Source organism: Gordonia sp. PvP123, assembly GCF_040547295.1.
GTDB lineage: Bacteria > Actinomycetota > Actinomycetes > Mycobacteriales > Mycobacteriaceae > Gordonia > Gordonia terrae.
The window spans coordinates 172,849-192,773 of record NZ_JBEPPN010000004.1 but is presented as its reverse complement, the minus strand read 5'-3'; the positions used below and the strand labels follow the sequence as shown (position 1 = coordinate 192,773).

Genomic DNA, 19,925 nt, shown 5'->3' with positions numbered 1-19,925 from the left:
CGTATCGAGCGCGCCGACCCAGTAGTGTTGGTCAGGTTTGGTCCCAAGCGCGCCACACAAAGGAGTACCGGACATGGCCGCGATCGTGCTTATCGGAGCCCAGTGGGGTGACGAGGGCAAAGGCAAAGCGACCGACCTCCTCGGAGGCCGGATCAACTGGGTTGTCCGCTATCAGGGCGGCAACAACGCCGGGCACACCGTCGTACTCCCCAACGGGGAAACCTTCGCGCTGCACCTCATCCCGTCCGGCATCCTGACGCCCGGTGTGCAGAACGTGATCGGCAACGGCGTCGTCGTCGACCCCGGCGTGCTGCTCACCGAACTCGGTGGCCTCGAGGACCGCGACGTCGACACCTCCGGCCTCCTGATCTCCGCCGACGCGCACCTGCTCATGCCGTACCACGTCGCGATCGACAAGGTCACCGAGCGGTTCCTGGGCAACAAGAAGATCGGGACCACCGGTCGCGGCATCGGCCCTTGCTACCAGGACAAGATCGCCCGCGTCGGTGTGCGCGTCGCCGACGTCCTCGACGAGAAGATCCTCACCCAGAAGGTCGAGGCCGCGCTCGAGCTGAAGAACCAGATCCTGGTCAAGATCTACAACCGCAAGGCTCTCGACCCGGCGCAGGTCGTCGACGAGGTCCTCGGGCAGGCCGAGGGTTTCAAGCACCGCATCTCCGACACCCGCCTGCTGCTGAACCAGGCCCTGGAGAACGGCGAGACGGTGCTGCTGGAGGGTTCGCAGGGCACCCTGCTCGACGTCGACCACGGCACCTATCCGTATGTGACGTCGTCGAACCCGACGGCCGGCGGTGCCGCGGTGGGCGCCGGAATCGGTCCCAACAAGATCACCACCGTCCTCGGCATCCTGAAGGCCTACACCACGCGCGTGGGATCGGGACCGTTCCCCACCGAGCTCTTCGACGAGTGGGGCGCGTACCTGGCCAAGACCGGCGGCGAGGTGGGCGTGACCACCGGACGTGCCCGCCGCTGCGGCTGGTTCGACGCCGTGATCGCCCGTTACGCGACCCGCGTCAACGGCATCACCGACTACTTCCTCACCAAGCTCGACGTCCTCTCCAGCCTCGACACCGTGCCGATCTGTGTGGCCTACGAAGTCGACGGCGAACGTGTCGAGGAGATGCCGATGACGCAGACCGGCTTCCACCACGCGAAGCCGATCTACGAGGAGATGCCCGGCTGGTGGGAGGACATCTCCCAGTGCAAGACCTTCGAGGAGCTGCCCCAGAACGCGCAGAACTACATCCTGCGGCTCGAAGAGCTCTCGGGTGCGCACATCTCGTGCGTGGGCGTCGGTCCGGGCCGGGATCAGACGATCGTGCGGCGCGAGATCGTCTGACCCTTCGAGACGCTTCGCTCCTCAGGGGGCAGGGTGGTGCGCTTCGCTCCTCAGGGGGCAGGGTGGTGCGCTTCGCTCCTCAGGGGGCAGGGTGGTGCGCTTCGCTCCTCAGGGGGCGGCAGGGGGTGTTCCTGCTCAGGGGCAGGGGGCTCCCGCTCAGGGGCGGGGTGACGCTCCGGAAGTGGCTCCGCGAAGCTCATCGCGGATCCGGGCACGGCTCGTGATTAGCTAGTGCCCATGCGTGCGAAGCGGGGGAGCCGCGACTACGGGTCCATCCTGCTCGGTTCCGTCGGCGAGAGCTCGGTCAAACAGCGGGTCCGCATCCAGACGCTGCTGACCGCGTCGATCGTGGTGGCCAATCTGTTCGGGGCGATCGTCGCGGTCTCGCTCACCGCGGTCGGCATCCCGCAGCCGACCATCTTCACCGCCGAACTGTGGTGGGTCAATTTCATCGTGGTGCCCGTCTACATCACCGCGGCCTTCGTGGTGGGGATCGGGTGGGGCACCTACGTCGGCGTCCGCGACCTGCGCTGGGCGATCCGCGACGTCGCGCCGACCAAACGCGATGCCCGTCGGACGATGCGGTTGCCGTGGCGGTTGTCCCTGGTGCAGGGATTCCTGTGGGGCATCGCCACCGTCATGCTCACCATCATGTACGGGATCGTCGACCCGCAGCTGATCCCGAAGACGCTCTTCGTGGTGAGCCTCAGTGGCGTCGTGGTGGTGGCGATCTCGTACCTGTTCATCGACTTCACGCTGCGTCCCGTTGCGGCGGAACTGATCTCGGCCGGGCACCGCCGACGCAAACGTACCGGTGTGAAGGCGCGCTCGGTCGTCTCGTGGATGGTGGGTTCGGCCATCCCGATCATTGGCATCCTGCTGGTGCTGGCCTTCGGGCTCGCGCGGGACGAGACCTCCAAACTCGATCTGTTCGTCGGGGCGACGGTCCTCGGGATCACCGCGCTGTTCACCGGCCTGCTGCTCACACTGCTGTCGAGTATGAGCGTGACCGGACCCATCCGGAGCGTGCGCGCCGGGATGAACCGCGTGAGCGACGGCGACCTCGACAACGCCGACCTAGTCGTCTACGACGGCACCGAACTCGGTGACCTCCAGGTCGGTTTCAACTCGATGGTCGCCGGACTCCGTGAGCGGGAACGGATCCGCGATCTCTTCGGACGTCACGTGGGACACGACGTCGCCGAGGCGGCGATGTCGTCGAGCCCGGAACTCGGCGGCACCGAACGCCTGGCCGCCACGCTGTTCGTCGATGTCATCGGTTCGACGACGCTTGCCGCGCAACGACGCCCGACCGAGGTCGTCGAGATCCTGAACAAGTTCTTCGCCGTGATCGTGCGGGCGGTCGAGGAACACGACGGCCTGGTCAACAAGTTCGAGGGCGACGCGGTGCTCGCCATCTTCGGTGCGCCCATCGACCTCGACGACGCGGCCGGCAGCGCACTCGCCGCCGCCCGCGACATCGCGTACGGGTTGGCCGAGGAGGTCCCGGAGCTGTCGGCGGGTATCGGGGTCAGTCACGGGGCCGTGGTCGCCGGAAACGTCGGTGCCATCGAGAGATTCGAGTACACCGTCATCGGCGATCCGGTGAACGAGAGTGCCCGGTTGTCGGAGCTGGCCAAGCGGGATCCGCGGCGGCCGTTGGCCTCTGGGCGTGCGGTCGAGGCCGCGCAGCGGACAGAGGCCGACCGCTGGGAGGAGCAGGAGACCACGTCACTGCGGGGTCGTACGGAGGAGACCACCGTGTTCGCCGCGTTCGTCGGCGAGGGATGACGGTCCCACTCAGCCGATCGCGTCCTCGGAGCTGATCAGCAACCCGTCGGGGCCGACGATGCTCAGGCCCAGCCCGTCGAAGACGAGGTACTTGTACCCGTTGTTGTAGGCGACGTAATAGGGGCGGCCGCTACCGTTCTCCTGCTGGTGCACCTCGGACACCGGGATGTGGAGGGTGTTGCCGCTCGAGCGGGCGACGCCGCGATATTCGAGCGTGCCGTCGGAGCGCCACTGACAGATCGACGCCGCCGAGTGTGCGGTGACGACCGAGGTGACGGTCCGTTGTCCGGCATCGCAGGACGGTGCGGACGGCGCAGCAGCCGCGGCGGCGGTGCCGACGGCGAGCGCGCCTGCGGTGAGGACGAGGGAGGCGCCGGCAGTGGCCAGGCGGGTGAGGGTCGTGGTCATGGGAACCGACGGTAGGGGCGGACCGCCGAAGGCGGAATGGGCAGAACTCCCCGGAGTCGTTCGGGTGGGCGACGGGACGCCCTCCGCAGGCTCCGGCTCCTCAGGGGTTAAACATCGCGGTCGCCCTGCCCCTCGGCGAAGTCGAGGCGGCGCAACGCGATCCGCAGTACTTCGTCGTCGATGCGGCCCGCGTCGCGTTCGGCGATGAACGCCGCGCGCTGGATCTGCAGGATCTCCGTCCGCAGGCGCGCGCCGGCGGACGAGGGACTCTCCCCGAGATCTTCGGGGCCCCGGCCCAGTTCCTCCCACGCCACGTTGCGCTGCGTCGTGACCCACTTGCGCAGCATCACCACCTGAAGGCGGCGCGGGTCGTCGTCGGTCAGCTCGGCCGCGTACTCGTCGAGACGGCGTTCGGCCTCGCGGGACGCCCGGTCCTGGGCGGCCGCGTACGCCAGCCGGTCCTGCGCATGCTCGTCGCCGCTGACCCCGAGGAATCGGATGACCCAGGGCAGGGTCGTGCCCTGGATCAGCAGCGTTCCCACCACGACGACGAAGGTGAGGAACAGGATCTCCGCGCGGGCGGGGAAGGGCTCGTTCATCTCGGTGTAGACCGGTATCGCAAAGGCGGCGGCCAGCGACACCACACCGCGCATACCCGCCCAGGACACGACGAACACCGACGCCGGGGTGGGTGGCGGTTCGCGGTCGCGGATCCGTCGTGAGAGCAGACGGGGCAGATAGGTCGCCGGGAAGACCCAGACGATCCGTACGAGGATCGTCGCCGCCAGGACGGCCGCGGCGTCGATGGCGATCTGCGTCCACGACTCGTTCTCGACACCCTCGATGAGCATCGGCAACTGGAGGCCGATCAGCAGGAAGACGAACGACTCGAGGATGGTGTCGATCGACTTGCGCACCGCCTCGTCCTGCAGGCGTGTCGCATAGCCCAGCCGCACCGACCGGTGGCCGAGGTAGAGACCGGCCGTGACCACCGCGATGACACCAGAACCGTGCAGCTCCTCCGCCGCGTAATACGTGGCGAACGGGACGATGATGCCGATGGCCGTCTCCATCGGTGGGTCGGTGAGCCAGACGCGCACCCACGACACGACCATCCCGACGAGCAGCCCCATGATCAGGCCGCCGAGGGCGGCCACCGCGAACGTCAGGACCCCTTCGCCGACCGTCGCGGTGGCCCCCACCGCCGCGGCGAGCGCGATCCGGAAGGCGGTCAAAGCCGTCGCGTCATTGAGCAGGCTCTCGCCGCCGAGCAGCGTCATCATCCGACGCGGGAGACCCAACCGACGGCCGATGGCCTGCGCGGACACCGCATCCGGCGGCGCGACGACGGCGCCGAGCACCAGCGCCGCGGCGAGCGGGAGATTGGGGACGACGAGGTAGGCGACGTACCCGACGACCAGCGTCGTCACCAGCGGGAGGCCGACGGCCAGGAACCCGATCGCGCGCCAGTTCGCGCGGAACGCCTGATACGAACTCTCCTGCGAGGCCGAGTACAACAACGGCGGCAGGATGAGGAACAGCACCAGCTCCGGTTCCAGGGCCACCGACGGCAGCTCGGGAATCCAGCCGATGCCCAGCCCGACGGTGACCAGCACGAGCGGCGAGGACAACCCGTAGCGACGGCACAGAGCCGCGACCGCCACGGCGATGACCGCGACCAGCAGTAGCGATGCGCCCATTCGAGCGACTCTAATGGCGCCCGGCGCGGTGGATAATGTCGAGCATGCAGATCTTTCGCCGGAAGTCCTCGTCCGGTCCGCCGGAGTCGGCGTCGGCCGGCTCGACCGCCACCGCACGCTGCGCCGAACTGGAGGCGTTCGACGCCGCACCGGCCGACGACCCGGCCCCGGCCGCCGGCGACGACCGCAGCTGCCAGGATTGCGTCGCGATCGGGGAGACCCACTGGGCCCACCTACGAAAGTGCCTGACGTGCGGACACATCGGATGTTGCGACTCCAGCCCGCGCCGGCACGCGACGGGACACTTCCACGACACCGGGCACCCGGTCATGCGTTCGGCCGAACCGGGCGAGGTGTGGCGGTGGTGCTTCGTGCACGAGGTGACCGGATGAGCGCTCCGCTCCCGGCGCCGCGTGACATCCGGCCCGCGCGCTTCGCTCCCGGCGCCGAGCGACATCCGGCCCGCTCGCTTCGCTCCCGGCGCCGCGTGACATCCGGCCCGCTCGCTTCGCTCCCGGCGCCGACCGCGTCGGGATGTGTGCTGACGGCAAGTAGGATTTGAGGATGACGTCGAACAGCGAGAGCGCGATCAGCGCAGCCCAGCCGGCGCCGACGACCGGGCCACCGGACGTCATCGGCACGCCGCTGAGTCCGACCGCGACCAAGGTGATGGTCCTCGGAGCCGGTGAACTCGGCAAAGAGGTCGTGATCGCGTTCCAGCGCCTCGGTGTCGAGGTCGTCGCCGTGGATCGCTACGCCGACGCACCCGGCCACCAGGTAGCCCATCACGCCGAGGTCATCGACATGACCGATGCCGATGCGCTCCGCGCCGTCGTCGACAGACATCGTCCCGCGTATGTGGTACCCGAGATCGAGGCGATCGCCACCGAGGCCCTGGTCGACATCGCCGAACGCGGTATCGCCGAGGTCATCCCGACCGCGAGCGCGGTCGTCGCGACGATGAACCGTGAGGGCATCCGGCGCCTCGCCGACGAGGAGCTCGGCCTGCCGACCTCGCCGTACCTCTTCGCGGACACGCTCGAGGAAGTCACCATCGCCGCGCGCCAGATCGGGTTCCCGTGCGTCATCAAGCCGGTCATGTCCTCGTCGGGCAAGGGGCAGTCGGTGGTGCGCGGTCCCGAGGACCTGGCGTCGGCGTGGGAGACCGCGAACACCGGTGGTCGTGTACGGGGTACTCGGGTGATCGTCGAAGGCTTCGTCGAATTCGACTACGAGATCACCCTTCTCACGGTCCGGGCGATCGATCCGGCCACCGGCCGGCTCACCTCCCACTTCTGCGCGCCGATCGGGCATCGGCAGATCAACGGCGACTACGTGGAGAGCTGGCAGCCCCATGAGATGAGCACCGATGCGCACGCATCGGCGACATCCATCGCGGCGCGCATCGCCACCGCTCTCGGCGACGGAAAACTCGCCGGGCGTGGTGTTTTCGGGGTCGAGCTGTTCGTGAAGGGCGACGACGTCTACTTCTCCGAGGTGAGCCCCCGGCCCCATGACACCGGTCTCGTCACCATGTCGACCCAACGTCTGTCGGAGTTCGAGATGCACGCCCGGGCGATCCTCGGCCTCCCGGTCGACGTCACACTCGCGTCCCCGGGCGCGTCGGCCGTCATCTACGGGCAGCTCGACGAGCCGGCGATCGGGTTCGAGAACGTCGCCGCGGCGCTGGCGGTCCCCGAGACCGACATCCGGCTGTTCGGCAAGCCCGAGAGTTTCCACCGCCGGCGGATGGGCGTGATCACCGCGACCGCCGACGACGTCCCGGCCGCCCGTGAGCGCGCCGTCCGCGCCGCCTCGCTCGTCACCCCGGTGCCGGGTCGCGCCGCCGTCCGCACCGTCACCGCACTTCCGCCGACCCCGCCCCCGACGGCGCCGCCCCGACGGCCCGGGCCGCCGCCCGGACCGGTCGGTCCATCGCGTGGACCCGGGGGCCCGCCACCCGGCGTGCCGAAGCCTGCGGGTGGACCGCCGGGTCCGCCGCCCCGCCGACCGGGCCCGCCGCCGCAGCCTCGACCGGTCCCTCGGCCGGCCGGTGGTCCACGCCCGGTGCCCCCGCCCTCGACACCCCCGCCGGGAACGCCCCCGCGTCCCGCGGGCCCGCCGCCGCGGACGGCCCCCAAGGACCAGTCCCCGAACGAACCGGCTCCGGCGATGACCTCGATCGTCAAGACCGGTGGCCGGACCACCGACGTACGCCCCGACGCGTCGTCGACACCCGGCGAGTGACCGGACGACACGCGGGTGCCGTTCTGGGGTGAGCTGCTGGTCGCAGCGGTGATCATGGTCGGGCTGGTGGGCATCGTCGTGCCGATCGTGCCCGGCACGTTGCTCATCGTCGGCGCGCTGTTCGTGTGGGCGCTGATCGTCGGCGGCTGGGCCTGGTCGGTGTTCGCGCTGGCCCTCGTCGTGATCGCGATCGGTGAGGTGCTCAAGTACCTGGTCGCCGGGCGGTCCCTGCGCGCGGACGCGATCCCGAACCGCACGATCGTGGTGGGCGGACTGGTCGGCATCGTCGGCTTCTTCGTCGTGCCGGTCATCGGTCTGCTGCTCGGGTTCATCGTCGGCGCACTGGCGTCGGAACTGGTCCGCACGCGGAGCTTCGACGGAGCCTGGCGCGGCGCGTTCTCGGCACTCAGAGCCGCCGTCAAGACGATCGGCATCGAGTTGCTCTTCGCGCTGATCGCGACCGGCATCTGGACCGGCGGCGCCTTCGTCTGGTGACCTGCGGGGTCGCCGATCCGCGTCTGAACTGGCAATATCGAAGCTTGTGACCGCGGTCACCGATTGCATGTGTACAGTCGTGCACCGAAGGGTAAATACCCGCCAGTAACTCCAGCCGAGGGGATTCCAGGGGAGGAGTTTGTGTGAACCTATTGAAGTGGAGCAAGCGGCCGGCAGCGGGGGTCGAGGCCCGCAAGCCCGAGGTCAACATCATCCGCGGTCTGGTGGCGCGAGCGACCACTCCGCTCCTGCCGGACGACTATCTGCACCTGATCAATCCGCTGTGGAGCGCACGTGAACTCCGCGGCAAGGTGCTCGACGTCACCAAGGAGACCGACGACACCGCGACCGTCACCATCCGGACGGGTTGGGGCTTCCCCGACTCGTACAAACCGGGCCAGTACGTCGGCATCGGTCTGCAGATCGAGGGCAAGTGGCACTGGCGGTCGTACTCACTGACATCGATCGGGGCCAACGAGAACAAGACCATCGCGATCACCGTGAAGGCCAACCCGGACGGGTTCCTCTCGTCGCACCTGGTCGACGGCGTCAGCCCCGGGACGATCATCCGGCTGCAATCCCCGAAGGGCGATTTCCATCTGCCCGAACCGGTGCCGGGCAAGATCCTGTTCGTGACCGCCGGCAGCGGCATCACCCCCGTGATGGCCATGCTGCGACAGCTGAGTTCGCACGGTGAGACGCCCGACATCGTGCACATCCACTCCGCGCCCACGCGCGACGACGTGATCTTCCTCGACGAGATGGAGAAACTGGCCGAGGAGGCCGACGACTACGACCTCAACCTCCAGCTGACCAAGGAGATGGGGAAGTTCGACGTCTCCCGGATGGACGAGTGGGCGCCGGACTGGCGCGAGCGCGAATGCTGGGCCTGTGGGCCGGTGGCGCTGCTCGACGCGATGGAGAGCCACTACGAGGACGGTGGTCTCCGCGAGCGGCTGCACGTGGAGCGGTTCGCCATCGCGCGCACCGACCACGGCGGCGAGGGTGGCACCGTGAAGTTCGCGATCTCGGACAAAGAGGCCGAGATCGACGGCGCCACAACGCTGCTCGAGGCGGGCGAGAACCTGGGCATCCAGATGGCGTTCGGATGCCGGATGGGCATCTGCCAGACCTGCGTCGTGCCACTCGCCGGGGGTTACGTTCGTGACCTGCGCACCGGCGAGGAGCGTCGCGAAGGAGAACGAATCCAGACATGCATCAGCGCCGTGTCTGGTGAATGCACCCTCGATCTGTAGGAGGCTTCATGGCCATCACCGACATCGATCAGTACGCACATCTCACCGACAGCGACGTCGAGACCCTCGGCGCCGAACTCGACGCCATTCGCCGTGACATCGAGGAGTCGCGTGGCGAGGCCGACGCCAAGTACATCCGGCGGGCCATCACCATCCAGCGGAGTCTCGCGGCCGGCGGCCGGCTCGCCCTGATGTTCAGCAACAAGAAGGTCGCCTGGGCGGCCGGTACCGCGATGCTCTCGCTGGCCAAGATCATCGAGAACATGGAACTGGGCCACAACGTGATGCACGGTCAGTGGGACTGGATGAACGATCCGGAGGTCCACTCGGCGTCGTGGGAGTGGGACACCACCTGCCCGAGCGTGCAGTGGAAGCACTCGCACAACTTCGTCCATCACAAGTACACGAACGTCGTCGGGATGGACGACGACGTGGGCTACGGTATCCTCCGCGTCACCCGGGACCAGCCCTGGGAGTGGTGGAACGTCGGCAACCCGATCTACAACCTGACGCTGGGTACGTTCTTCGAATACGGTGTCGCGCTGCACCATCTGGAGACGGAGAAGCTGCGCAACAAGGAGAAGACCTACCGCCAGGCGGCCAAGGATCTCCGGGTGATCGGCACCAAGGTCGGCAAGCAGGCCGCCAAGGACTACCTGATCTACCCCGCCTTGGCCGGACCGAACTGGAAGACGACGCTCACGGCGAACTTCACGTCGAACATCGTCCGCAACTACTGGGCGTACATGGTGATCTTCTGCGGTCACTTCCCCGACGGCGCCGAGAAGTTCACGGTCGAGGAGTTCGAGAACGAGGATCAGCCGCGCTGGTACCTGCGGCAGATGTTGGGATCGGCCAACTTCAAGGCGGGCCCGCTGATGCGGTTCATGAGCGGCAACCTCAGTCACCAGATCGAGCACCACCTGTTCCCCGACCTGCCGAGCAGCCGGTACGAGGAGATCGGTGTGCGTGTGCGTGAACTCTGCGACAAGTACGACCTTCCGTACACGACCGGGACCCTCCTGGGCCAGTACGCGCAGTCGTTCCGGACCATCGCGAAGCTGGCACTGCCGAACTCGCTGTTGAAGGCCACGTCCGACGACGCGCCCGAGACGGCGTCGGAGCTGCGTTTCGCGATCCGCGAGGGGATGAGCGATCACTTCGGCGTCGACCCGGAGACCGGCAAGCGCCGCGGTCTGCGGACCGCGCTGCGCGAACTGAAGAATTCGCCGGTGCGGGCAGCGCATGTCGGCCGGGCCGCGTCCGGTGCTCCGGGGCGGAACCAGCACTGACAGAACCGATGTCGCGCATCGTTGCGTTTGCCGCAACGATGCGCGGCATCTGCGAAACCACGTCCGGTCGTGGGTCGTCCGTGCCAGAATGGCGCTCGTGCGCATCGGGATGACGATGCCCGTGATGGAGCCCGATCTCGATGCCGAGATGCTCCACTCCTGGGCCACCACCATCGACGACGGTCCGTTCAGCTCCTTGTGCTGGGGTGAACGCATCGCGTTCGACAACCCGGAATGCCTGACCTTTCTCGGGGCGCTGGCGGCCTGGACGGCTCGGGTACCGCTGGTGATGACGGTCGTCGTGCCGCAGCTGCACGACCCGGTGATGCTCGCCAAGTCACTGGCGACCGGCGACATGCTGTCGGCCGGCCGCCTCACCGTGGCCCTCGGCGTCGGCGGGCGACACGAGGACTATCGGGCGGTCGGCGCGGACCCGTCGACGCAGACGATGCGTCAACTCGCCGACCGGGCGGCGACGATGAAACGAGTGTGGGCCGGTGAGAAACTGACCGAATCGGTCCTGCCGGTCGGTCCGTCGCCGCACCGAAAAGGCGGTCCGGAACTGCATGTCGGCACCACCGGACCCAAGACCATCCGCAGCGCGGTCGACTGGGCGGACGGGATCGCCGGGGTCACCTTGGATCTCGACACCGCCAAGCAGAACGAACTCTTCGACGTCGCCCGGTCGGCGTGGGCCGAGGCCGGGCGGGCGGCACCGCATCTTGCGACGTCGTTCTGGTTCGCGATCGGCGACGGGGACGGTCCGCGCGCGCAGGTCACCCGGCACCTGCACCACTACATGAACTGGATCCCCTCGGAGTTCGTCGACGCGATCGCACCCACCACCGGGTGGGCGGGCACCGAGGCCGAGTTGGCCGAGGTCTTGCGGCGCTTCGCCGACATCGGCACCGACGAGGTCCAACTCATCCCGACGAGTTCCGATCCCGATCAACTGCGGCGAGCCGCGGACGTGGCCGCGGCATTCTCCTGACGGAGCGTCGCCGCGGGATCTAGGGTGCTGCCATGGCCTCCCTGCGCCGGATGCTCGGCATCGGCAAGCTCCCCGATGACCTTCGCGCCGAAGCCGCTTCCGAGCAGGCCCACCACATCGTCGAATTCGTGCCCGTGACACTGCGATTCAGCGGCCGCGTACCCGGCCGATCGGCGCAGGGCTCCGTCCGGCCCTTCACCGGTGCCCTCGTCTTGACGCCTCGTCGAGTCCTGGCGACGATGTCGACCGTTCCCGGGCGCGCCGGCCGGGCCGTCGACCACGAGTGGGCGGCCCCGCCGGGGTCGATGGTCCGCGCGGTCATCGACCCCGGCGGTCTCGTCATCGAGATCCCGGCGCTCGATCGCGTCCATCCCGACTTCACCGGGACGCTGAGTCTGACCTACTCCACCGAGCTGCCCGAATCGGCACTGCAGCGGACGCCGGCGCGCGAGGTGTGGTTCGATGTCCCTGCGCGCTATGTGACGTCACTCGTCGGCGGTCGCCGGAGTTGACGCGACCGGCCCGCGTCGTGCTGCGAATTGTTCTCGCAGAGAGCGTTTGAGGATCTTCCCGGTCGCGCCGAGCGGAAGCGCCGAGACGATGTGCACGGTCTTGGGGACCTTGTAGCCGGCCAGCCGGGACCGGGCGAAGGCGCGGAGATCGGCTTCGGTGGGTTCGTGCCCCGGCGCGGGCACGACGAACGCCGTCACCTCTTCGCCCCAGGTGTCGTGCGGCAGCCCGACCACCGCGACCTGCGCGACGTCCGGGTGGTCGCCGAGAACCGCCTCGACCTCGGTGGGATAGACGTTCTCACCGCCGGTGATGACCATGTCCTTGAGCCGGTCGGTGACGTACACGTAACCGTCGGCGTCGACGCGGCCGATGTCGCCGGTGTGCAGCCAGCCGTCGGCGTCGATGGCCGCCGCGGTCTCGGCGTCGCGCCGGTGGTAGCCGCGGGTCGCCTGCGGTGTCCGGACGCAGATCTCGCCCTGCTCGCCGGACGTCGCCTCGGTGCCCGATGCGGTTCTGATGGTCAGTTCCACCCAGGGGTACGGGCGGCCGACGGAGCGGAGCAGATGTGCGCGCTCGGGGTCGGTGCTGTGGTCCGCGGCGTCGAGTTGGGTGACCGCGCCGTGGGTTTCGGTGAGTCCGTACACCTGGAACAGCGGGGTGCCGAAGGTGCGCAGCGTCCGTCGCAGGAGTGCGGGGGTGATCGGCGCGGACCCGTACGCGATCGACCGCAATGCCCCGACATCGGCCTGGTCGGCGCCCGGTACGTCCACGAGCATGCCGATGACGGTCGGTACCAGGAAGACGTTCGTGATGCGTTCGCGGACAAGGGTGTCCAGGAGGGATTCCGGGGTGAAGTCGGCGATTACCACGTTGTGTGCGCCGTTGGCCAGCCCCACCAGCGCCCAGCCCAGTCCGCCGATGTGGAAGAGTGGCATGGCGCAGAGGCTGACCGACGAGTCGTCGAACCCCCACGGCCCGCCGGCCTGCGTGCAGGCGCCCAGGTTGGTGTTGGAGGTGAGCACGCCCTTGGGCCGGCCGGTGGTACCCGAGGTGTAGAGCTGGAGGACCACGTCGTCGGCGTCGCCGACGTGGCCCGGATCATTCGGGGACGACGTCGCCAGCAACTGTTCGTACGAGAGCGGTTGTCGTGGATCGCCGAATGCGATCGGTTGCATGACAGTGTCTGCACCGGAGAGGATCTCCGTCACCGCATCGAGAAAGTCGCGGTGGCAGACGATCAGACGTGCCCGTGCGTCGTCGACGACCTCGCCGAGCTCGCGGACCGAGAGCCGCCAGTTCAGCGGCACGGTGACCGCGCCGATCTTCGCGGCGGCGAGTACCGTCTCGATGATCTCCGGAGAGCTCTTCCCCAACACGGCGATCCGATCGCCGGCTCGGATACCGCGGTCGCGCAACACGTTCGCCAGACGGTTGGCGCGGTCGTCGAGCTGCCGGTAGGTGAGCTGCACCCCGGCCCCCGACAGCGCCGGGGCGTCTCCGTCGAGGCGTGCGCGGAGCCGGGTCTGCTCGGCCAGACGATAGTCGGTCGGCGTCGTCATTCGGCAGCCGCCAGGTCGGCGAGGTGGCGCATCACGTCGGGATACCGGCGCAGGTGCGCACCGCCGTTGATGTTGATCGTCTCCCCGGTGACCCACCGCGAGTCGTCGGAGGCGAGATAGAGGACCGCGTCGGCGATCTCGTCCGGCCGGCCGTTCCGCCCGAGCGGGGTGTTCTCGGTGAAGTCGTCCTGGATGACCGGGATCGAGGTGAGGGTCTGCACCAGCGGGGTGTCCACGAGCCCCGGGGAGATCGAGTTGACCCGGATGCCGCGCGGGGCCAGCTCGAGTGCGGCGACCTCGGCGAGCATCACCATGCCCGCCTTGGCCGCGCAGTAGCCCGCGAAGCCGGCCGCAGGCTGGCGGGCGTTGAGAGAGGCGATGCCGATGAGCGATCCGCCGTCGTTCAACGTTCGTCCCGCGTGCTTGGTCACCAGGAACGAACCGGTGAGACACAACTCGATGGTCGTCTGCCACTGCTGCGCGTCGAGGTCGACGATGAACCCCGGGATGTTCAACCCGGCGCAGTTCACCGCGATGTCCACACCGCCGAGGTCGTCCGTCACCCCGGTGAAGAGCGCGGCCACCGACTCCTCGTCGGTCACGTCGACCCACCGCGCCTGTGCGTCTCCGCCGAGGTCTGCGGCAACAGCCTCGGCCGCTTCGAGATTCACGTCGGCCACGGTCACCGCTGCACCGTGGACGGCCAGGGTCCGGGCCGCGGCTTCGCCGATGCCCGAGCCGCCGCCGATGACGACGGCGATCTTGCCGTCGACACGCTTGTCCGTCATGGTCTCTCCCTCTCGCCGGGTGTGATCGGTGGTCACCGGGGCAGGTTCTCGTAATAGGGGACGACGATCTCGTCGGTGCTCGTGACGTCGCCGAGCATCATGGTCGTGATCGGGTGGACGACGCCCGGCTCGATCTCGGCGTTGATGCACGCGGGGACATCGGCGCCGAGAGCCTTCTCGACGGCGGGCGCGAGATCATCGAGATGCTTGACGCGCATTCCGATTCCGCCGAAGGCCTCCGCGATCTTCTCGTAGTCGCTGTCGGCCAGCTCGGACACGACCACGCCCTCGGGCCCGAAGACGGCCTCCTGCCCGTGGATCGACATACCCCAGACGGCGTTGTTGAAGACGACGGTGGTCACCGGCAGGTGATGACGGCCCATGGTGTCGAATTCCTGCGGGTGGAAACCGGCTGCGCCGTCTCCGGTGATCAGCACGACGGGTGCGGCGGGCCGGGCCCGGGCCGCTCCGATCGCGAATCCCGGTCCGACGCCCAAGCATCCGAGATAACCCAGCCGCAGGACGCTTCCCGGACGTCCGACGGCGACGAAGAACTCTGCCCAGGACGGGGCCTCGGCGCCGTCGAGCACGAAGATGGTGTCCGGCGGGCAGGCCTCGACGATGGCCTTGGCCGCGAAGTAGGGGTGCATCTTGCCGGTGTCGGTGGTCGCGTCGGGGAATCCGGCGGCGTGCGCGCCCTTGGCGGCCTTCACGGTGCTTGCCCACTCGGTCCAGTCCGGCCAGGTCCGTCCGGCGGCCGCAGCGGTGAGTTGCTCCAGAGCGGCGCGGCAGTCGGCGACGATCGGGACCTCGACGTCGTAGATCCGGCCGATCTCGGCGGGGTCGATGTCGATCTGGATGATCTTGGCGCCCGGGAACATGCTGGCCCGCCCGCCGGTGAACATCCCGGCTCGCGTGCCCGCCATGACGACGACGTCGGGTGTGGGCGCCCCGAGGGCCGGGATGGTGCCCATCGACAGGAGTCCGCCACCGGCGAGCGGGTGGTCGGCCGGGATCGCACCATCGGCCTTGCCCGGATAGAACACGGGCACGCCGACGGTCTCGGCGAAGGCCACGAGCGCTTCTTCGGCACGGGAGAAGGTGATCCCGCCGCCGATCACGATCGCGGGGTTCGATGCGGTCTGCAGCAGGTCGAGGGCCAGGGTCACGGCGTCGGGATCCGCTCCGGACCGCGTCGAGACCCGGTAGTTGGTGGGGAAGCGCACCTGATCGTCGTCGGCCTCGCCGAACATGACGTCGATGGGCAGTTCGAGCAGCACCGGGCCCGGCACGCCGCTGGTGGCCTTGCGGATGGCCAGCGCGACGATCTCCGGGACGCGGGCGGCGTCGGTGATCCGGTAGGCCCACTTGGTGACCGGGTCGGCGGCGGCGATCTGATCGAAGCCGCCCTGCAGCGGATTGGTCTCGGTCTCGCGCAGCGGAGGCGCCCCGACGACGAACAGTGTCGGCGAGCGGTCCAGGTAGGCATTGGCCAGCGCGGTGTAGACGTTGGTGAACCCGGGGCCCGAGGTGACCACGCACACGCCGAAGCCGCCCGTGACGCGTGCGTACGCATCGGCGGCGTGGCCGGCGCTCGCCTCGTGGCGGGTGTCGGTGAGCCGGATTCCCTCTCCCGCGCAGGCGATCAGGAAGGCGTCGAGGTGTCCGCCGTGGAGGGTGAAGACCTCCGTCGTGCCGGCCTGGGCGAGTGCGCGGGCAAGAAGTTGACCGCCGTTGACAGTTGCCATTGTGGGGACCTTTCGAGAGCCGTCCAACGTGTGCGGCTGAGAGTAACTGCGATCACAGTGCGACGCCAGAGTCGCATTATGCGAACACATCCGTCGGTGGCACGATGGGCGCATGGCGCGCTCCTCCCCGCAGACCGAACGCATCGTCATGCTGATGCAGCTGCTGACCGACCAGCCGACGACGGCCCGGAGCCTGGCCGACATCGCGCGGCACCTCGGGGTCTCGAAGCCCACGTGCTATCCGATGGTCATCGCGCTGACCGAAGCGGGCTGGCTCCTGCGGGACCCGGTCACCAAGGGCTACCGCCTGGGGCCCGCGGTGGTCCCGATCGGTGAGGCGGCGTCGCGGGCGATGGCCCCGGTGGAGGTCGCTCGTCCGCTGATGCGCGATCTGGCCGACGAAAGCGGCATGGCGGCAATCGCGTTCGTACCCTCGGGGGCCGACCTGGCGATCGGTGAGATCGTGCAACCCGTGGCCGGCCGCCGCGGCACGCTCGGCCTGCGGCTGGGCGACACCCTGGAGATCGCGCCCCCGCTGGGCGCGGGACTGGCCGCGTGGTACCCGCCCGATCGGCTCGACGAGTGGCTGCTCCTCGGTGCGGACCATGTCGGGATCGACCATGCCGAACTGCGCGAAATGTACCGGCCGATGCTCGAGGTGATCCGCGCCCGTGGGTACGCGGTGGAGTGTGCTGATCAACGAGAGCAGTCGCTGTCGGCCACCGTGGCCGGGCTGCGCGGTACGGGCATTGCCGGGCAGCGTGCGGTCTCCGCGCTACGCGAGGCGCAGCGTCGTCTGTCCACCGACGTCGTGGTCGGTGAGATCGATCCGGCCGCCGACTACCGGCCCATCTCTGTCAACGCCGTCGCCTTCGCACCCGGCGGAGTGCCCGCAGTCATCGTCGCGGTCGTCGACGCGCGCACGTCGATGCTCGGGCAGGATGTCATCGAGCTCGGCCGCCGGGTGCGGACCGCCGCCGCCGCGGTCACCGACGGGCTCGGCGGGGCGCCGCCTGTCGGGTCCTAGATCATCGACCCGCGGCTCAGCCGACCGGCTGCTCCTCGACCGCCCGACCGGGACGCAACATCACGAGTGCGAGGATCGCGGCGGCCGCGGTGAGGACGCCCGAGAACGTCAGACACAGGTGCATGCCGTCCAGGAAGGCGTCGCCGACGGCGCCCATCACGGCGGGGGTGTCGGCGCCGAGGTTCAGGCCGCTCGCGGCGGCCAGGCCCTCGGTGTCGACCGCGCCGACCACCCGGTCGCGTACCGGTTCCTCGACACCGGCGTCGATGAGCCTCTGCGGCAACGAGTTCACCGCGCCGGCGGTCAGGAGGGCACCGAGGACAGCCGGACCGAGCGCGCCGCCGACCTGACGGAAGGCGTTGTTGCCGGCCGCGGCCATCCCCGACAGGTGATAGGGCACCGCCGACACCGCGGTCGCGGTCATCGGTGCCATCACCAGGCCCATCCCGAGCCCGAGCACGACCAGACGCCAGGAGATGGATGCGAACGAGGTCTCGGCGTCGATGGTCAGCAGTGCGAACTGGGCAACGGCGACCATGATCAGACCGCCGCCGATCAGGAACCGCGCGTGGATACGGTGCATCATCTTGCCGGCGAGCGCCCCGACCAGCATCGACGCGCCGTTCATGAGGGCCAACCGCCAGCCCGCCTCGATGGTGCCGAGCTGCTGCACCAGACCGAAATACATGCTGAGCACGAAGATGAAGCCGATGAGCGCCAGGAACGTGATCATCGCGACCAGGGTCGTGGCCGTGAAGGCGCGGCTCCGGAAGAGATCGAGGTCGAGCATCGGACTCGCCGAACGCTTCTCGGTGATGACGAACCCGACCGCGGCGATGACGGCGACCACCAGCGCGACGATGACCCGGGCGTCGCCGAAGCCGTAGACGCCGGCCTCGATGACGCCGAAGACCAGCGCGGTGACCGCGACCGCGGCGGAGATCTGACCGGGCCAGTCCAGGCGACGGGCATGGGGCGCACGGGATTCCGGCAGGGTCACCACCGCGACCGCGAGTGCGATCAGCGCCACCGGGATCGGCAGCAGGTAGATCCAGCGCCAGCCCGCCGACTCGGCGACCGGGCCCGCGACCAACGGCCCGACCGTCAGTGAGAGCATCAGCGCCGATGCCCAGATGCCGATGAACTTGCCGCGCTCGCGGACGTCGGGGACGGCATGGCTGATCAGAGCCAGGGTCGTGGGGAGCAGCGCGGCCGCGCCTGTGCCGGCGAGCGCCTGTCCGATCCACACCATGCTGATCGACTGCGCGGACAACGCCACGAGTGCGCCCAGTGCGGTGAGGGACAGTCCGACCAGGTACACCTTGCGTCGGCCGTGTACGTCGCCGAAGACCCCCGCGGTGAGGATGAACGCCGCCATCGGCAGGACGAAAGCGTCCTGGACCCAGGACAATTGAGCGGTCGACGCGCCGAACGCGGTGCCGATCGCCGGCAGGGTCACGGCAACGCTCGTGATGGGCAGGTAGGCGACGAAGACGCCGAGGCAGGCCATGACGATGGTTGCCGTGCGGCGTTCGGGAACTGTCGATACACCGGTGGTGACGGGGGAGGTGGTCGCGGTCACGCGCTCGCTTTCGGTCTGGAGGAAGGGGGCGCCGGCACGGCGCAGAGATCCATTGTCGGAGTCCATGCCCCGAAATCGCGTACCGATTCCCTGAGGCGGTACGATTCCGACTACCGAGACTCGTCATCGGTACACTTCCTCCACCATGGACGACATCGACGGCACGATCCTCCGCGCACTACAGGTGTCGCCGCGGGCGACGTTCCGGCAGCTGGGCGATGTGGCCGGGATCTCGGAGCAGACCGCGGCACGTCGCTACCAGGCGCTGCGGCGGGCCGGGGTGATGAAGGTCGTCGGCATCATCAAACCCTCGGTGCGCGGCCAGTCGGAGTGGGTGGCACGAGTGCGGTGCCGCCCGGATCGGATGGAACCGCTCGCATCCTCACTCGCCCGCCGCCGGGAAGTCGCCTTCGCCTACGTCGCATCGGGGGGTGCGGAGATCATCTGCCTCATCCGGGCGCCACTCGGCGTGGCGGGCGAGGAAGCGATCGCGAGGACGTTCCCGGCGCGCGCCGCGGTGACCGACGTCAGCATCGATCTCATCCTGCACGCCTTCGACCCCGGCCACCCGGCGTCGAGATGGACGGGATTCGGCGGCCATCTCGCCGACCGCGACCGGGACCTCCTCGCCTCCGCAGCGACCGGTGCGGGCGATGACACGCCGGAGGAGCCGGAACAGGACGACACGGCGGGCGGCGGGCGCCTGACCGCCGACGATGCGATGCTGATCGAGGCCCTGGTCCAGGACGGCCGCCGGGCGCACCGCGAGCTCGCCCGTATCTGCGGCTGGACGGTCGGACGAGTCCGCCGTCGGCTCCGCGCACTCGAACGCGCCGGGGCATTGTTCTACGACGTCGAGATCCTGCCCGACCGTCTCGGTTTCGACCTGAGTGCCACCCTCTGGCTCACGGTCACCCCGGCGGCTCTCGACCGGGCGGGAACCGAACTCGCAGCTCACGACGAAGTCGCGTTCGCCGCGGCGATCAGTGGCGAGCGGAACCTCATGGTGTCGCTGATCTGCCGGGACACCGCTCATTTCTACGACTATCTACGGACCCGGGTTGCCGCCATCGAGGGCGTCACCGGGTACTCGGTCAGCATCCGGATGCGCCGGCTCAAGCAGAACGCCTCGCTTGTGGTGCAGGGACGGCTGATCCAGCCGGTGTGA

Annotated in this window: 17 protein-coding genes; 11 read left to right on the top strand and 6 right to left on the bottom strand. The window is 68.9% G+C overall.

Annotated elements, in window-relative coordinates; translation table 11 throughout:
* Nucleotides 1–73 precede the first annotated feature (73 nt).
* A complete protein-coding gene (locus tag ABIC25_RS08735) occupies nucleotides 74–1,360 on the top strand; it encodes an adenylosuccinate synthase (protein ID WP_004020756.1) in 1,287 nt (428 codons plus the stop codon).
* A gap of 237 nt (nucleotides 1,361–1,597) precedes the next feature.
* Nucleotides 1,598–3,151, top strand: a complete 1,554-nt coding sequence (locus tag ABIC25_RS08730; RefSeq protein ID WP_354560981.1) for an adenylate/guanylate cyclase domain-containing protein — start codon at nucleotides 1,598–1,600, stop codon at nucleotides 3,149–3,151.
* Between the two features lie 9 nt (nucleotides 3,152–3,160).
* On the opposite strand, the gene ABIC25_RS08725 is transcribed toward ABIC25_RS08730, so the two are convergent.
* Both ABIC25_RS08725 and ABIC25_RS08720 read right to left on the bottom strand, forming a co-directional pair.
* On the bottom strand, nucleotides 3,161–3,559 hold the full coding sequence (locus tag ABIC25_RS08725) for a hypothetical protein (RefSeq protein WP_354560980.1): 399 nt from the start codon (nucleotides 3,557–3,559) through the stop codon (nucleotides 3,161–3,163).
* Between the two features lie 107 nt (nucleotides 3,560–3,666).
* Complete coding sequence (locus ABIC25_RS08720; protein ID WP_354560978.1) at nucleotides 3,667–5,259, bottom strand: Na+/H+ antiporter; 1,593 nt, start codon at nucleotides 5,257–5,259, stop codon at nucleotides 3,667–3,669.
* A gap of 44 nt (nucleotides 5,260–5,303) precedes the next feature.
* Between ABIC25_RS08720 and ABIC25_RS08715 the strand changes: the two genes are divergently transcribed.
* The 7 genes from ABIC25_RS08715 to ABIC25_RS08685 all read left to right on the top strand — a co-directional run bounded on the left by ABIC25_RS08715 (nucleotide 5,304) and on the right by ABIC25_RS08685 (nucleotide 12,052).
* Nucleotides 5,304–5,651 (top strand): UBP-type zinc finger domain-containing protein, encoded by a 348-nt coding sequence (locus ABIC25_RS08715; protein WP_101819876.1) that lies wholly within the window; start codon nucleotides 5,304–5,306, stop codon nucleotides 5,649–5,651.
* A 172-nt stretch (nucleotides 5,652–5,823) separates the two neighbouring features.
* Nucleotides 5,824–7,506, top strand: coding sequence for a formate-dependent phosphoribosylglycinamide formyltransferase (purT, locus tag ABIC25_RS08710; protein WP_354560976.1), 1,683 nt, complete (start codon nucleotides 5,824–5,826; stop codon nucleotides 7,504–7,506).
* A gap of 15 nt (nucleotides 7,507–7,521) precedes the next feature.
* Entirely contained in the window at nucleotides 7,522–8,001 is a 480-nt protein-coding gene (locus tag ABIC25_RS08705; protein ID WP_354560974.1) for a DUF456 domain-containing protein, read from the top strand.
* Between the two features lie 143 nt (nucleotides 8,002–8,144).
* Complete coding sequence (locus ABIC25_RS08700; RefSeq protein WP_064569728.1) at nucleotides 8,145–9,257, top strand: ferredoxin reductase; 1,113 nt, start codon at nucleotides 8,145–8,147, stop codon at nucleotides 9,255–9,257.
* An 8-nt stretch (nucleotides 9,258–9,265) separates the two neighbouring features.
* Nucleotides 9,266–10,549 (top strand): fatty acid desaturase family protein, encoded by a 1,284-nt coding sequence (locus tag ABIC25_RS08695; RefSeq protein ID WP_101819781.1) that lies wholly within the window; start codon nucleotides 9,266–9,268, stop codon nucleotides 10,547–10,549.
* A gap of 88 nt (nucleotides 10,550–10,637) precedes the next feature.
* The gene (locus ABIC25_RS08690) at nucleotides 10,638–11,540 is read left to right on the top strand and encodes an LLM class flavin-dependent oxidoreductase (protein WP_248643523.1); all 903 of its coding nucleotides are present in this window, start codon (nucleotides 10,638–10,640) and stop codon (nucleotides 11,538–11,540) included.
* A gap of 32 nt (nucleotides 11,541–11,572) precedes the next feature.
* The gene (locus tag ABIC25_RS08685; RefSeq protein ID WP_248643522.1) at nucleotides 11,573–12,052 is read left to right on the top strand and encodes a hypothetical protein; all 480 of its coding nucleotides are present in this window, start codon (nucleotides 11,573–11,575) and stop codon (nucleotides 12,050–12,052) included.
* On the opposite strand, the gene ABIC25_RS08680 is transcribed toward ABIC25_RS08685, so the two are convergent.
* From ABIC25_RS08680 to ABIC25_RS08670, 3 genes are read right to left on the bottom strand one after another with little or no spacing between them, the layout of a single operon-like run.
* Complete coding sequence (locus ABIC25_RS08680) at nucleotides 12,026–13,612, bottom strand: long-chain-fatty-acid--CoA ligase (RefSeq protein WP_354560972.1); 1,587 nt, start codon at nucleotides 13,610–13,612, stop codon at nucleotides 12,026–12,028. The two genes, ABIC25_RS08685 and ABIC25_RS08680, sit on opposite strands and share 27 nt — an antisense overlap.
* Nucleotides 13,609–14,400 carry an SDR family NAD(P)-dependent oxidoreductase gene (locus ABIC25_RS08675; protein ID WP_239403756.1) on the bottom strand — a complete coding sequence of 264 codons (792 nt, stop codon included), beginning with the start codon at nucleotides 14,398–14,400 and terminating at the stop codon, nucleotides 13,609–13,611. The genes ABIC25_RS08680 and ABIC25_RS08675 overlap by 4 nt, the downstream gene beginning before the upstream one ends.
* Before the next feature lie 32 nt (nucleotides 14,401–14,432).
* Complete coding sequence (locus ABIC25_RS08670) at nucleotides 14,433–16,148, bottom strand: thiamine pyrophosphate-binding protein (RefSeq protein ID WP_354560970.1); 1,716 nt, start codon at nucleotides 16,146–16,148, stop codon at nucleotides 14,433–14,435.
* 112 nt (nucleotides 16,149–16,260) lie between these two features.
* Here ABIC25_RS08670 and ABIC25_RS08665 point away from each other — a divergent pair, with 112 nt between their 5' ends.
* Nucleotides 16,261–17,175 carry an IclR family transcriptional regulator gene (locus tag ABIC25_RS08665; protein ID WP_248643518.1) on the top strand — a complete coding sequence of 305 codons (915 nt, stop codon included), beginning with the start codon at nucleotides 16,261–16,263 and terminating at the stop codon, nucleotides 17,173–17,175.
* Between the two features lie 16 nt (nucleotides 17,176–17,191).
* On the opposite strand, the gene ABIC25_RS08660 is transcribed toward ABIC25_RS08665, so the two are convergent.
* Entirely contained in the window at nucleotides 17,192–18,757 is a 1,566-nt protein-coding gene (locus ABIC25_RS08660) for an MFS transporter (RefSeq protein ID WP_354560968.1), read from the bottom strand.
* Nucleotides 18,758–18,902: 145 nt separating this feature from the next.
* Between ABIC25_RS08660 and ABIC25_RS08655 the strand changes: the two genes are divergently transcribed.
* Entirely contained in the window at nucleotides 18,903–19,925 is a 1,023-nt protein-coding gene (locus ABIC25_RS08655; protein ID WP_354560966.1) for an Lrp/AsnC family transcriptional regulator, read from the top strand.

Bases quoted from the DNA above. Each gene is read 5' to 3' on its own strand.
- ABIC25_RS08735 (WP_004020756.1), top strand. From the start codon at position 74: ATGGCCGCGATCGTGCTTATCGGAGCCCAGTGGGGTGACGAGGGCAAA.
- ABIC25_RS08720 (WP_354560978.1), bottom strand. From the start codon at position 5,259: ATGGGCGCATCGCTACTGCTGGTCGCGGTCATCGCCGTGGCGGTCGCG.
- ABIC25_RS08690 (WP_248643523.1), top strand. From the start codon at position 10,638: ATGGCGCTCGTGCGCATCGGGATGACGATGCCCGTGATGGAGCCCGAT.
- ABIC25_RS08730 (WP_354560981.1), top strand. From the start codon at position 1,598: ATGCGTGCGAAGCGGGGGAGCCGCGACTACGGGTCCATCCTGCTCGGT.
- ABIC25_RS08670 (WP_354560970.1), bottom strand. From the start codon at position 16,148: ATGGCAACTGTCAACGGCGGTCAACTTCTTGCCCGCGCACTCGCCCAG.
- ABIC25_RS08680 (WP_354560972.1), bottom strand. From the start codon at position 13,612: ATGACGACGCCGACCGACTATCGTCTGGCCGAGCAGACCCGGCTCCGC.
- ABIC25_RS08675 (WP_239403756.1), bottom strand. From the start codon at position 14,400: ATGACGGACAAGCGTGTCGACGGCAAGATCGCCGTCGTCATCGGCGGC.
- purT (WP_354560976.1), top strand. From the start codon at position 5,824: ATGACGTCGAACAGCGAGAGCGCGATCAGCGCAGCCCAGCCGGCGCCG.
- ABIC25_RS08685 (WP_248643522.1), top strand. From the start codon at position 11,573: ATGGCCTCCCTGCGCCGGATGCTCGGCATCGGCAAGCTCCCCGATGAC.
- ABIC25_RS08715 (WP_101819876.1), top strand. From the start codon at position 5,304: ATGCAGATCTTTCGCCGGAAGTCCTCGTCCGGTCCGCCGGAGTCGGCG.
- ABIC25_RS08695 (WP_101819781.1), top strand. From the start codon at position 9,266: ATGGCCATCACCGACATCGATCAGTACGCACATCTCACCGACAGCGAC.
- ABIC25_RS08655 (WP_354560966.1), top strand. From the start codon at position 18,903: ATGGACGACATCGACGGCACGATCCTCCGCGCACTACAGGTGTCGCCG.
- ABIC25_RS08665 (WP_248643518.1), top strand. From the start codon at position 16,261: ATGGCGCGCTCCTCCCCGCAGACCGAACGCATCGTCATGCTGATGCAG.
- ABIC25_RS08725 (WP_354560980.1), bottom strand. From the start codon at position 3,559: ATGACCACGACCCTCACCCGCCTGGCCACTGCCGGCGCCTCCCTCGTC.